The sequence below is a fragment of the Spirosoma fluminis genome (assembly GCF_054778895.1).
This window is the reverse complement of sequence record NZ_BAAGZD010000007.1, coordinates 1-13,672: the sequence shown is the minus strand read 5'-3', so window position 1 is coordinate 13,672 and position 13,672 is coordinate 1. Positions and strand designations below refer to the sequence as shown.

Here is a 13,672-nt window from a genome sequence, read left to right as displayed (position 1 = left end):
TGATCGACAGAAAAGCCAAAGATAAGCAAATAACAAAAAGGCCCTTACTTTACGCAAGGGCCCCTCTATCGTTGGTAGTCTGATTATCTCTTTACAATCCGACCAGAAATTTTCTGATCATTGGCTTCTATAATAGGCACATACACACCCGGAGCTGCTACGTCAGGCTGCCAATTGACTTGGTGTTTTCCAGCCTTTAACTCCTCATTGGTTATGATCTGCTTAATTATTTTCCCCTGAGCATCAGCGATCCATAAATTCACTTTACCGTCAGCGGGCAGGTAATATTCGATGGTCGTGAACTGCTCAAATGGATTAGGGTAAGCAAGCAGTCGCATGGAGATTTCGGCGGTAGCACTCATCGGTTTGATTGAAGCCACAAATCGACTACCCGCTTTGGCCTGGAACCCTGGCAATAAAGTTACTGACTGGCCTGCCCGGTAATCGACAGCCGCTCTTTTGCCAACTGTATTCACGGCTTCGATCGTCTCAACCGCTTGCTCCAGACGATACGTAGCGTCGTTATAAGTAGCATGAAGCCGTACCGACCGTTCCGCTTTTTGCGCCATACAGGTCAGTACTATACAGCATCCAATCAATGTGAACAGAACTCGCATACTACTTAGACGATTTAACCTTTAGTCTATTAACACGTTGTTCGAGCTGACTACTTGTCTTCTTAAGGACGTCATTCTGCTTTTTAAGCTCAATCACGTACAGGGTAAGCTCTTCTATTTTTTCAAGGAGTTTCGCCTGCATCTGCCCAACATCCACCCCTTCTTTCACAACTTCCTCAGCCGAGGGTACTCCAGGTAAGTGCTTGTGCTGAGCAATATACTGCTCAACCTCTTTAATTGTTCGCAAGCGGTACTGATTGGCAAACACTTTATCTGACCAATCATCTGTGGTTTTAACGGCCACTTTCACTTTCTCCGTTAGTATACCATCCGCTACATAAAGGCGGTATCCTTCGGGGGTGTTGGTTACACCAGGGCCTAGTACAATCCCCCCGGCATTCGTATTATACACATTATTCCCTTCGGCTTTCCATAAGCCATCGGCTTCGGCAGCTAGACGTCCTGCTCCGTTAATGCTCCCTAAAATAACATCTCCCTGTCCGTTAACCGTCAAAAACTTGGTTTGATTTAAGGCCGACGCTGTTGACGACGCTGTTAGGTTTGTGAAACGGAGTCCGCTGCTCCCCGCCGTTCCCTGTGTAATTTCCAGCTTCGCATTCGGGGCAGTATTACCAATGCCAACGTTCGCGTTGTTACCTAGAATTACGGAATTGGAGGCCGTTGCCTGCGCGTTATAGCCCAGAACCGTCACGTTTTGCAAGCCAGCGCCTGCTGGAACACCAGCATTATGGCCCACAAAGGTGTTGTTACTACCATCGGCGTTTTCCATCCCCGCATACGATCCAATGCTTACATTATTGGCCCCACGCTGGTTTTTACTACCTGCTGCCGAACCAATGTATACATTGAAGTTGCCTTCGGTATTAGCAAGGCCAGCTCCGTTTCCGATAAAGTTATTATTAGCTCCTACAGTGTTACCTTCGCCCGATGAGCTACCGATAAATGTATTATAGTTACCTCCGGTATTACCAAAGCCTGCCCGCTGGCCGATAAATAAGTTAGCCGTTCCATAGTTATTATTAAAGCCTGAGGTAAGCCCGATAAATACGTTAGCGCTACCCGTCTGGCTGTTACGCCCCGCCTGATAGCCGATAAATGTATTGTTCGCGCCGGTATTGCTATTTCCAGACTCAAATCCGATAAATGTATTTTGCGAGCTACCCACGTTAGCAGCCCCGGCTTTGCTGCCCAGGAACGTATTACTGTTTCCGGATTCATTGCTGGCACCGGCCAGCGAACCCATAAACAGGTTATTGCTACCCGTTTTATTAGCCGAGCCCGCATCAGATCCTAAAAAGGCATTGTCTGAACCGTTCGTGTTCGCATAACCGGCGCCGGTACCGACAAACGCATTGTTATTCCCGTCTTTGTTAAAATACCCGGCCCGCTGCCCTGTAAATAAATTGTTGTATCCGGACGAGTTGGTATAACCAGCCCCTGATCCGAGGAACGTATTGTTATTCCCCGTTACATTGGAGAAACCTGCTGAAAATCCGAGAAATGCGTTACCCTGACCTGACGAGTTCTGATTTCCGGCACTAGCCCCAACAAATACGTTTTGTGTTCCTGCCATATTGGTTATGCCCGCCCCCCGTCCAATCATCAGGTTACCTGCGCCACTCATATTTAGGTTACCAGCTCCTACGCCAACCAGCGTATTGTCTGAACCAGGCGCAGAAGATGCCGGCGACGTTGCCACGTAATTCGTCTGAGCGACTGACTCAAGAACCGGTAGGACCAACATTATAGGAAGTATAAGTAGTCTTCGCATAAACAGAATGTAGAGTATTTGGGGCAAGAATAGAGTGTAAAGATAAACAAATATACCCTTACAAATATGCTGACAAATTAAGAAGCCAACGGCTTAAAAGCTATTTTTTACGAATAAATAAAACTAATAGTTACTATCATTTTATTTTCATAAACTTAATTTTCTAATTGCTTAATAATAAACTACATTAAGCAAATAATATTCCAGACTGTTGATTTCAATTTAGAATAAAGATATTGTCATAAGTTACACCAGTATATCTTGTACACGTTCGCGCTGGAATCCCCAGTAAGTTAGCCCGTTCAAATCAAAAGGCCTCCGCAGAGAGACTATGCCGTTTACTGCCAGACCCTACGTAAAAAGCGCAGCCAATTACCGTGCATGACGTTCTGAATATCTTCGTCTGAGTACCCTCGCCCGCTAAGAAGCTCCGGAATCTTTTGCAAATCGGCAATCGTTTCCAGATCATAGGGACATTGCTCTTTTCCAAAGGCTCCATCCAGGTCAGAGCCAATGCCAATGTGGTGGGCGTTACCTGCCAGTTGACAAATATGGTCGAGGTGGTCAATAAGAACGGATAGTCTGCAATTGGTGGATTGCGGGGTTGACTGACCGCGTACCCAGCCCGGTACCATCATCCAGGCATCGAGCGCTCCGCCAATCACCGCATTACGGGCAATGAGCTCTTTGAGCTGCTCGTCACTGAACTGGCGATTATGGTTGACTAAAGCCCGGCAGTTGTTGTGGCTCGCCCACACGGGCCCACTGAAGTAGTCCAGGGCTTCCCAAAAACTATCATCACATAGGTGAGTAGCATCCAGAATGATGTTCAGCCGCTCCATTTCTTTGAGCAGTGCCTGACCAGCCGCCCCCATAAATCCCGTGGCATCCGTCCCCTGCGCGTAGCGGCCCGGACCGTAATGCGCTGGTCCGATTGCACGCAGACCGTAGTGGTATGCCCGTTCAACGTGCCGAAGCGTTACCAATGAATCAGCCCCCTCCAGACTTAGAATATAGCCAACCGGCTTTTTATCAGTAGGCTCACCGTTATTCCAGACCGCCAGGTGTTTTTCAAGACTAACCCGATCACGAATTTGAACCATCTCCCCAGCCTCGACCATTGTTTCATACCAGATTCGTTGCGCCTGTGTTTGCGCCCAGGCCTGTTCGGGCGATTGCCAGCCCGGTAGTGGATTACCCGGCGCAACGTACCGGGCAATCTGAGTGGCGACAACAAGCCCCACGTTTCCCCGGCGAAGATCGGGCAACGAAACGGTTGCTTTCTCGCGGTCGGGTTTATCCGTCATGCCCTGTTCCCGCGCCCGGATTTGGGCTACAGGCTGCCGCAGGTCACGGTTCCATTCCATGGCGTTCATGCTCAGGTCGAGGTGAGCGTCAATCGTAAACATAAGTCAGGTTGCTAGTAGATTATAACTCGATCGCGGGCCACTGTCCGCCATTCGCCAGATACATTTCCCTGCTCGGCGGTATAAGCTCGTTCGTATAAGGCACAGGTAGGGCAGATGTGATGCGGTAGTCCATATAGGACGTCCCCGATCTGATATGTATGTCCTTCACCCGCTTCAACAACCAGATGTTCTTCACTCTGCCCGATTGGTCGCAGTTCGGGTGCGTTGAGGAACGTAATGCGACGGCTTAAATCAGACTCAGCCGCAATCGATTTGTGGCCTATATCAATACAGAGTTTGGTTGCGTCGGGTCGCGAAATAACCCGGCCTACCACCAAGGCCGCTGGCCGGAACGGCTGTTCAGGGAGAGCAGTCTGGTAACCATTGTCCCAGTAAATGAACGTACCGGGACTACATTCCACATCCGGTCGTTGGGCGTGAATGGGAAACGTCGGGCTACCTCCGGCAATTACAATAGGGTCATACCCTCTTATCCGCAATTGATCACGAAGTTGAGAAACGGCCTCAAAAGCTGTGTTACATTCCACTGTCCGAGCGGCCAGATCCGTGTTCCGAATGTGGCCATCGTAAGCGTGCAGGCCCATCGGTCGCAGGCCCTCAAGCTGTGCTAATTCATCGTATAGAGCAAGGACCGACGCATCAGGCGTTGTGCCTGTTCGGTTCATACCAACATTCAGGTCAATGTATACCGGAATGGCAACTCCAGCGACAACCGCCTGCCCAGCTAATTGACGGGCGGTTACGACGTTGTCAACCAGGCAGGCAAACGTCGTTGCAGCATAGTGTCTGATTAAGTCAATGAAGCGTCCAATCTTGGCACCAACGGGCTGATACGCCAGCAGTACATCCGGTGCTCCACATTGCGCCAGCATTTCGGCTTCGGCAATCGTTGCGCATTTGAACTTATAAATACCGGCCTGGAGCAGCAGTTTAGTCGCTTCCGGCGATTTATGCGTTTTTACGTGCGGCCGCAGACGATCCACATCGTTTACATAAGTCAGTAGATGATTGATATTCTGCTTCACGCGCTCGGTGTACACAATAAGCGCAGGTGAATCAATCTGGTCGATATTGCTGATCTGGTACCAGTTTGCTTGCTCCATCATCACACTAATTCGAACAGCGCTTCGATTTCAACCGGAATGTTATCGGGTAACGATCCCATGCCAACGGCTGAACGAACCCCGATCCCATTGTCTTCACCCCAAATCTGAGCAAATAATTCACTGCATCCGTTGATAACGTATGGGTGACGGCCAAAATCAGAGACACAGTTGACCATACCCAGCACCTTAATGACCCGCTTGACCCGGTCCAGACTGCCCAGGTTCGTTCGGATGGTCGATAAAATTGTCAGGCCAACCTGCCGCGCAGCTAGTTTCCCCTGCTCAATGTCCATGTCCTGACCGATTCGACCAATTATCAGGCTTTTATCGTCTTGTACCGGCCCGTGACCCGATACGTAGAGGTACTTCTGATCAACTAAAAAGGGTTTGTAAACACCCAACGGTTGTGGAGCGGGCGGTAACGATAAGCCCAATTTGGCAAAAGCTGTTTCTGGCGAGAGTTCAGGTTGCATATGACGTTGGTGAATTTTAATCAATAGCGGAAGGCCATACCTATTATTAATGGTAACCTGGCCTTTTTTTTAAAAGATCAGGTACCAGGTTCAAAATTAAGTGAAGCGCATTGAATAGCCTTTCTTAATGGACAAATATAATGTGTGCATCAGCTACACTACTTGAATGAAGCAGCAACGTAATAGAGCACGGTAGCTTAGCTAAATTCCAGCTACTGCATTTGTCACTTTTACGCGCGCTATTTTTTACCAAAAAACGTATATTGCACATCGTTAATTTATACACCAGGGCATCCCTCTTACTGTTTCTAACATCACCGGCCTTCATTGGCTTAAAGGACCCATTTCTCAACGAATGATTAACTTTGATGTAGACGTCACAAATTGTGATCGCGAACCGATTCACATTTTAGGACATATTCAATCACACGGCTATTTAGTAGCTATTCTCCCCGATACGTACACCATTGTTCATGCTAGTGCGAACGTAACGGACCTGGTTGGCCAGCCGGTTAGTGAAATTCTCGGGCAATCGCTCGAAACCCTACTGGCGAAAACGAACCTGCCTGCCACGACCCTCACTGAATTATTAAACGTAGGCACACGGAATAACTCCTGGGAAAATATCAACCCACATCGGGTTCAGCTTGGCAATCAGTTCTGGAATTTAATTATTCATGAATACCAGGGACTTATGCTGCTGGAATGGGAGCCGACCGAAGAAAATTTACAGGTCTCGCTAAACCAGCGCCTGATTGCCGAAGCACTGACCGAGGTACAATCGAGTCGGCACCTCAACGACCTGCTGCAAAACACAGCCCGACGCGTTAAAGAAATTATTGGCTTCGACCGGGTTATGGTTTACCGGTTTGGGGCTGACTGGCATGGGCAGGTAGTAGCCGAAGCAAAAGAAGACCATCTGGAGCCATTTCTGGGTCTGCACTACCCAGCGTCTGACATTCCACGGCAGGCTCGCGAACTATACAAAATAAATTTGGTCAGGTTAATTGCCGACGCGAACAGTCAGCCCTCGTCGATTCTGTCGGTGCCCGACTGGCCTGCCAACCAACCCGTTGATCTGACTCACTCCACCCTACGAGCGGTTTCGCCGGTCCATATTGAATACCTTAAAAACATGGGCGTTCAGGCGTCGATGAGTATTTCACTGCTGTATCGGGGTGAATTGTGGGGGCTTATGTCGTGCCATCACTACTCACCCCGCTTTGTTGATTACTCCTCGCGGCAGTCGGCCAAATTCGTCAGTCAGTTGCTGTCGGCCGCGCTGGAATTTCATAAAAACGAAGAAAGTCAGACACTGCTCCGGCACAGCCGGGATAATGGCCAACGCTTGCAGGATCACCTGCTGGCCGATGAAGACATTACGCGGGCACTAACCCGGCATTCCACTACCGTGTTGGACGTAACCTCGGCTTCTGGGGCCGTATTGTTGTTTAACAATCAGCAGTACCGGTTAGGTAAAACGCCTGACGAAGCCGAAATAACGCAGTTGGTCGAGTGGTTAAAAACGACAGATACTGAAACTTTCCTGGAAACACAGGCTTTACCCATACTTTACCCACCCGCCGAAGCATTCCGGGATAAAGCCGCCGGTATGTTAGCCATTGTCTTATCCCGCGAACTGAACGAGTACCTACTGTGGTTCAAACCCGAACGCGTTCGACAGGTAACCTGGGCAGGTAACCCCGACAAAGCTGTCACCGTCGGCGAAAATGGACAGGCGCGGCTTAGCCCCCGCAAGAGCTTTGCAGCCTGGACTGAACTGGTGCACAACACATCGGACGCGTGGAGCGAAGTTGAGGTATCGGCCGCTATTAAGCTGCGCGAAGACATATTGCAGATAGTGACTCGCCAGGCCAACCAAATTCGGCTGCTCAATCAGCGACTTCAGATTGCCTATGAGGAACTAGACGCCTTTAGCTACACGGTTTCCCACGACCTCCGAACCCCGTTATCGTCGATCCGCTGTTATTCAGAGATTTTGCTGGAAGAATATGGCCAGGACTTCAATCCGGATGCCCGTGCGTTGTTCCAGAAAATTATGGATTCTACCGACCGGATGCGGGCGCTGATTCGCCATATTCTGTATTACTCCCGAATGGGCCGCACCGAACTCAACGCACAGGTTATTGATATGAAACAACTTCTGCAAACGATCCGGGAGGAAGTGCTGATTTCGGAAAAAGACAGAGCCTTAACGATTGATATTGAGGAAGCACCGGGTTTCAGCGCCGACCCGACCATGGTTCATCAATTATTTTCTAACCTGATCACCAACGCAGCCAAATACACCCGATCGCAACCCGAAGGGCAGATAAAAGTAAGTGGTCAACAGGTAGGTCAGGAAGTGATCTATTCAGTGGCGGATAATGGCATCGGCTTTGATATGAAAGAAGCCGGTAAAATGTTTGAGTTGTTCAAACGACTGGAGAACGCCCGGCAATTTAAAGGTACAGGCGTTGGCCTGGCCATTGTAAAACGAATTATTGGTCGGCACCAGGGTAAAATCTGGTACCATAGCGAACCGAACCGGGGGGCTACATTTTTCGTCTCGTTTCCCATTGTGGCGGTTAACTAAACATGATTGACATTTTATACGTAGAGGATAACGAAGATGATGCAGACATCTTCAGCCGATTGGTTCGCAAGATGGATCGTCCTGTCACCTACACCATAGTACGTAGTGGCTCCGAAGCCATCGATTTTCTAACCGCTCAGGGTCAGCACACGCCTTTACCCAAGCTGTTGCTGCTAGACCTGAATCTGATTGGACTGAGTGGTTTTGATGTGCTGCAATGCGCCCGCTCGACGAAGCGAACCCGCAGGCTGCCCGTGGTAGCGTTCAGCACGTCCGACAGCCCCAACGACATTGAACATGCCTACGACGCGGGAATAAATGCGTATTTGGTAAAACCCGGTAATTACCAGGACACAAAGGTACTACTGCAGCGGCTTTGCCAGTTCTGGCTGGAAGACAACACCCGGATTGATTAATCTATGACAAACCTGATGGAGCGCCTGCGCGAGGAGACTCGTTCGCTGCATGAACAAACCGAGCAGCTTTTGTTTGCCGATGCACTACGAGAGAGCACACTTGCCGCCGACGAATATAACCAGCTTCTGCTGGCTCACCTCGCCTACCACAGCGCTCTGGAGACCGCTATTGATCGACATCCCGAATACTTCGCCGATTATACGCCCGATGATCGCCGGAAAACGTCCTGGCTACAGGCCGATTTAGCTCAACTTCGACAGACAATTTCAGCACCGTCAGCAAACCTATTCGAGAACTGGTCACCAGCTGAACTGCTTGGCGCGGCTTATGTAGGCGAGGGGTCAATGCTCGGTGGAAAAACCGTTTGGCACTATTTGCAGAACAGCCCTGCCGTGCGCCCACTGCTGGAACACGCTCGTTTCTACCGGGGCTATGGCGCTGAAACCGGCCCTAAATGGAAGGCGTTTATTGCGTTTGTTACCAAGCAGGTTGCCGATGAGTCGGAGGACGTAGTAAAGGGAGCCCAACAGGCGTTTTTAACGTATCAATCGTTGTTTCGCCGGGTGCAACAGCAATGGACGGCAGAACTAAGAAACGCCTAAGAGCCTTTCTGATAGAGGGGCAGGAATATTTTGAACGTAGTTCCTTTGCCGGGCTGGCTATTTACATCAATGGCTCCTCCATGATTCTCAGCCACGCGCTGGCAGATAGCCAGTCCAATTCCGGTTCCACTGTATAGGCTGGCGTCATGTAACCGCTGGAAGGGGTGAAAGATCCGCCCCTTATACTTTTCGTCAAAGCCAAGTCCGTTATCGGCAACGGTCACCAGCCAGAACGCGGCTGACTGTCCTTGTAACTCAGCCGGAAGTTCCTCGGGCAGCGCCAGCCGTGCTTCAATGTCGACAGTGGCCTGCTGATGGGGTTGCTGAAACTTCAGGGCGTTGGCAATCAGGTTCTGAAATAACTGATGCAATCGGGATGAGCTTCCTAAAATAGTTGGCAGCTTTCCTACCGTTACGGTAGCCTTCTGTTCCGCAATGGCGATTTCGAGATCGCTTACTACGTCTTCCAATACGTTATGAAGAGAAACCGGCTTTAAAGGTGCCCGCTCCGTGGCCAGTTGCGAATACATTAGCAGATCCTTAATCAGCATCTGCATCCGTTTCGCCGATTTCTGGATGCGCCGGGTCATGTCCCGCTCCCCATCCGAGAGGTTATCCTCAAACTGACTTTGCAGAATATCACTGAATGCCTGAATCCGACGTAAGGGCTCCTGCAAATCATGACTGGCAACCTGCGCAAACTGCCGCAGGTTCTCATTGCTCTGCCGTAGCTCGTTCACAATTCGTTCCTGGTCGGCCGTCTGCTGTTCGGCCTGCAATTCGTTCCGCTTCCGGTCCGTGATGTCTAAGCCCGTAACGATGCACCCGTCGCCAAGTTTAGTAATAGACGTATCATACCAGATTTCTACAGCCGGATAATACAGCTCCAGTCGAACGGGCTGACCGGTTTCAATCACCTGAACGCAATGCCGAAACTGACCCGACTCCGGCGAACCTGGGTATACTGTCAATATCGTGTTACCAATCGCTTCAAGCCCCCAGCTATCCAGAACTGCCTGCCGGGCGGCCTGATTGGCAAAGCGGATGTGGAAATCCTGGATTTGACCATCGGCGTCACGGATAGCCTCGTACACAAACGTATTGCTGAGCGAAGCATTCAGGACATCCTCAAAGCGCTGTTGCTCTTCTTTTACCCAGCGCTGCTGACTAGTTACGTCGCGAAGGGTGGCAATCACACCATGATCGTACGGAGCCACGCGAATCGAAACGCTACGTCCCTGAGAAGCCTCGGTTTCCAGATATTCCATCGCCTGTCCCGATTCAACCACTGTAGCGTAACGCCTGACAATGGGCTCCCAAACGTCTTTCTGCTGCGGAAAATCGCGCAACACCTGTTCCCCTATCTGTAGCTGATGAGCAATCGAGGTCAGCTGCCTGAATAAGGGATTATAGTACATTAACCGAAAATCTGTGATTCCTCCCGCGGCATTCCGGACAGCCTCATAGTATACGACGCCATCGGGGAGTTTATCGAGAACAGCCGTAGCCGCTACAGGTAAAACAGAATTTGGGGATAAGGAGGCTGGCATTATTGACGAAACCCCTAACTACATCAAGCTATAGGCTAGGATTATGCAAAGGAACAAATTCGCTTTGAGCAAGCAAAACCAGACTAAGTCTGGGCTGGGCAGGCTGTTCGTTCGGTCAGAAAACGCTTGACGGAGTAACGCTTACCTTATTTTTACGCGAATCTATACGTAAACCAATGGCCATCGTATAGTTATCTCAATAGAAACCTAATATTTGTTGGGTAGTTTCTCTCTCCTTGCTCTATGAATCACTTGCTTCTACACGTAACCAGTTTACGTATTGCTTGTTTACTTATCCTGTCCTTCTCTGCCCAGGCGCAATCACAACGGGTGTGGTACAATCGTCCGGCGGCCAACTGGAACGAAGCCTTACCGGTTGGCAACGGTCGACTCGGTGTCATGGTCTTTGGAAAGCCCGCAGAAGAATTGCTTCAACTTAACGAAGAAAGCCTTTGGTCGGGCGGCCCAGCCAATCTGGACCCCAACCCTGGCGTCGCTAAATACCTCCCTCAAATTCGGGAAGCGTTGTTCAAAGAGGATTACAAGGAAGCCGCTAAACTAACCCAAAACGTACAGGGCCTGTACACCGAAGCCTACCAACCCCTCGGCGATCTGCTACTCAAGCAAACCTTATCGGGCCAGCCAACCAACTACTACCGGGATTTAAACATCAGCGACGCCACTGCCACAACGCGCTTTACGGTAGACGGCGTCGCGTTCACCCGGCAGATTTTTGTTTCGGCTCCCGATCAGGTAATTGTGATTCGGCTCACCGCGAACAGGAAGGGCGCGTTACGTCTATTGGCAAGTCCCCGTAGTCAGCACCCTGTCACTAAGACGGTTATCGGACGTAACGGACTGGCCATCCGGGGAAAAGCCCCGGCTCACGCCGATCCAAACTACGTGAATTATAACGCGAAGCCAATTAATTACGAAGATCCGGAAGGCTGTCGCGGGATGCGCTTTGACTGGCGCGTTACGGTTCGCTCGACGGATGGAACCGTAACGACGGATACGGCGGGCGTACAGATTCAGAACGCAACCGAAGCCGTGCTGCTCGTATCAGCCGCCACAAGTTTCAATGGCTTCGACAAATGCCCCGACCGAGAGGGACGTAACGAAAAGCAACTGTGCGATACGTATCTCCAAAAAGCAGGCAGCAAATCGTATGCAGTTCTACTCCGGAACCACCTCGCCGATTATCATCGCTACTTCAATCGGGTCAGCCTCAACCTGACGACCAGCGCACCTGGCAGCCGTTCAGCCGCTGACCTGCCAACCGACGAACGGCTCAAACAATACGCCGAGGGTGCCGTCGACCCGGACCTGGAAAGCCTGTACTTTCAGTTTGGCCGCTACCTGCTCATATCTAGTTCGCGCCCCAAACACGAAGCGGAGCCGGGAGTTCCCGCTAATTTACAAGGCATCTGGAACCCCATGGTGCAACCGCCCTGGAGCAGTAATTTTACGACGAACATCAATGCGGAGATGAACTACTGGCCCGCGGAAATGGTCAATCTATCGGAGCTGCACACGCCCCTTCTCGACTGGATCGGCTATATGGCTACCACGGGCCGGGCAACAACGAAAAATTTTTACAACGCCCAGGGCTGGACGGTACACCACAATTCCGACATCTGGGCGACTTCCAACCCAGTCGGTGACCGGGGCAAAGGTAGCCCGTCATGGGCAAACTGGGCAATGGGCGGTGCCTGGCTAAGCCAGCACTTGTGGGACCACTACGCCTTCACCGGCGACCGGCAGTATCTACAACGGTACGCGTATCCGCTTATGCGCGAAGCCGCCCAGTTTTGCCTGGACTGGCTGGTAGAAGATAAACAAGGCCGTCTGGTTACGGCACCAGCCACCTCGCCCGAGAACGTATTCATTACCGAAAAAGGCGAAAATGAGTCGGTTTCTGTGGCGACAACGATGGATATGGGGCTTATCTGGGACTTGTTTACGAATGTCATTCAGGCGTCTGAGCAGCTGAATACCGACGCTGATTTCCGGAATATGCTGCTCGAAAAGAAAAAATACCTGTTTCCTTTACAAATTGGCAGAAAAGGTAATTTGCAGGAATGGTATAAAGACTGGGACGATCAGGACCCACAACACCGGCACGTTTCTCACCTCTACGTACTTCATCCCGGTCGTCAGATTTCTCCACTAACAACGCCAGCCTATGCGGATGCCGCCCGGAAAACGCTTGAAATACGGGGCGATGGCGGTACAGGCTGGAGTAAATCCTGGAAAATTAATTTCTGGGCCCGACTTCACGATGGTAATCACGCTTATAAACTGCTGCGCGAACTGCTGAGACTTACAGGGGTAGAAGGCACCGATTATGCAAAGGGTGGAGGAACGTATCCAAACTTACTTTGTGCACATCCTCCTTTTCAGATTGACGGCAACTTCGGGGGCACATCCGGTATTGGTGAGATGCTGCTGCAAAGTCACGATGGCCTGCTCAACCTTTTACCCGCCCGACCCGACGCCTGGAGTTCGGGGGAAGTGAAAGGCCTGAAAGCGCGCGGTGGCTATGAAGTAGACATGAAGTGGACAAACGGAAAGTTAAACCGGGTCGTTATCCGGTCTGCGCTCGGCGGAAACTGTAGAATTCGTGTTCCCAATAACCTGACCAGCGCTGGTCTGGCTAGATTGCAGGCTGCCAAAGACCTTAACTCTAATCCCTTCTTTAAACTACCGGAAAACCAATACCGCACCCGAATGCCGGAAGAAGCCAGCAACGGAGTTAGGGTCTACGACCTACCGACAGCACCAGGCAAAGAATACGTACTTGTTGGCGCGAATTAACCATTTCTTGTCTGGAAAATGGCTCTTTATAAGGTATCATCTCCACGTCTGAACTGCTCAGACGTGGAATCACCGGTTAAGATCACAAGCCCTTTGCAACCGATTGCGTAATACGTACTAACTTGCCGTTTAATTAACTCTGTGTAGCATGTCATCTACTAACCTCACGCTTGGCGATCAAGTGTACTTCCCCTTCGTCGAGAAGCCCATCGCCTTTGAAGGACGAGAATCCGACAACCCCCTGGCCTTTAAGTTCTACCAGGCTGACCGAA

The 13,672-nt window shown here is 50.6% G+C and carries 10 protein-coding genes; 4 read left to right on the top strand and 6 right to left on the bottom strand.

Features of this window, described 5'->3' with window-relative positions; translation table 11 throughout:
* Nucleotides 1-83: 83 nt before the first annotated feature.
* From ACYVBJ_RS11585 to ACYVBJ_RS11565, 5 genes are all read right to left on the bottom strand, one after another.
* Nucleotides 84-569: a T9SS type A sorting domain-containing protein gene (locus ACYVBJ_RS11585; protein ID WP_460982465.1), complete on the bottom strand. Its 486-nt coding sequence runs from the start codon at nucleotides 567-569 to the stop codon at nucleotides 84-86.
* A gap of 49 nt (nucleotides 570-618) precedes the next feature.
* Complete coding sequence (locus ACYVBJ_RS11580) at nucleotides 619-2,382, bottom strand: beta strand repeat-containing protein (protein ID WP_460982464.1); 1,764 nt, start codon at nucleotides 2,380-2,382, stop codon at nucleotides 619-621.
* Nucleotides 2,383-2,747: 365 nt separating this feature from the next.
* Nucleotides 2,748-3,818, bottom strand: a complete 1,071-nt coding sequence (locus ACYVBJ_RS11575) for a dipeptidase (protein ID WP_460982463.1) — start codon at nucleotides 3,816-3,818, stop codon at nucleotides 2,748-2,750.
* A gap of 11 nt (nucleotides 3,819-3,829) precedes the next feature.
* A complete protein-coding gene (locus tag ACYVBJ_RS11570) occupies nucleotides 3,830-4,945 on the bottom strand; it encodes a D-TA family PLP-dependent enzyme (protein ID WP_460982462.1) in 1,116 nt (371 codons plus the stop codon).
* The gene (locus ACYVBJ_RS11565) at nucleotides 4,945-5,418 is read right to left on the bottom strand and encodes a RidA family protein (RefSeq protein ID WP_460982461.1); all 474 of its coding nucleotides are present in this window, start codon (nucleotides 5,416-5,418) and stop codon (nucleotides 4,945-4,947) included. The genes ACYVBJ_RS11570 and ACYVBJ_RS11565 overlap by 1 nt, the downstream gene beginning before the upstream one ends.
* Before the next feature lie 355 nt (nucleotides 5,419-5,773).
* On the opposite strand from ACYVBJ_RS11565, the gene ACYVBJ_RS11560 reads away from it, so the two are divergent.
* The 3 genes from ACYVBJ_RS11560 to ACYVBJ_RS11550 are packed head-to-tail and all read left to right on the top strand — an operon-like array spanning nucleotide 5,774 to nucleotide 9,033.
* Nucleotides 5,774-8,014 carry an ATP-binding protein gene (locus ACYVBJ_RS11560; RefSeq protein ID WP_460982460.1) on the top strand — a complete coding sequence of 747 codons (2,241 nt, stop codon included), beginning with the start codon at nucleotides 5,774-5,776 and terminating at the stop codon, nucleotides 8,012-8,014.
* A 2-nt stretch (nucleotides 8,015-8,016) separates the two neighbouring features.
* Entirely contained in the window at nucleotides 8,017-8,430 is a 414-nt protein-coding gene (locus ACYVBJ_RS11555; RefSeq protein WP_460982459.1) for a response regulator, read from the top strand.
* A gap of 3 nt (nucleotides 8,431-8,433) precedes the next feature.
* A complete protein-coding gene (locus ACYVBJ_RS11550) occupies nucleotides 8,434-9,033 on the top strand; it encodes a biliverdin-producing heme oxygenase (protein WP_460982458.1) in 600 nt (199 codons plus the stop codon).
* Here the strand turns inward: ACYVBJ_RS11550 and ACYVBJ_RS11545 are convergent.
* Nucleotides 9,030-10,583, bottom strand: coding sequence for a sensor histidine kinase (locus tag ACYVBJ_RS11545; RefSeq protein WP_460982457.1), 1,554 nt, complete (start codon nucleotides 10,581-10,583; stop codon nucleotides 9,030-9,032). The two genes, ACYVBJ_RS11550 and ACYVBJ_RS11545, sit on opposite strands and share 4 nt — an antisense overlap.
* Nucleotides 10,584-10,826: 243 nt before the next feature.
* On the opposite strand from ACYVBJ_RS11545, the gene ACYVBJ_RS11540 reads away from it, so the two are divergent.
* On the top strand, nucleotides 10,827-13,400 hold the full coding sequence (locus ACYVBJ_RS11540; RefSeq protein WP_460982456.1) for a glycoside hydrolase family 95 protein: 2,574 nt from the start codon (nucleotides 10,827-10,829) through the stop codon (nucleotides 13,398-13,400).
* The last annotated feature ends 272 nt before the right edge of the window (nucleotides 13,401-13,672 follow it).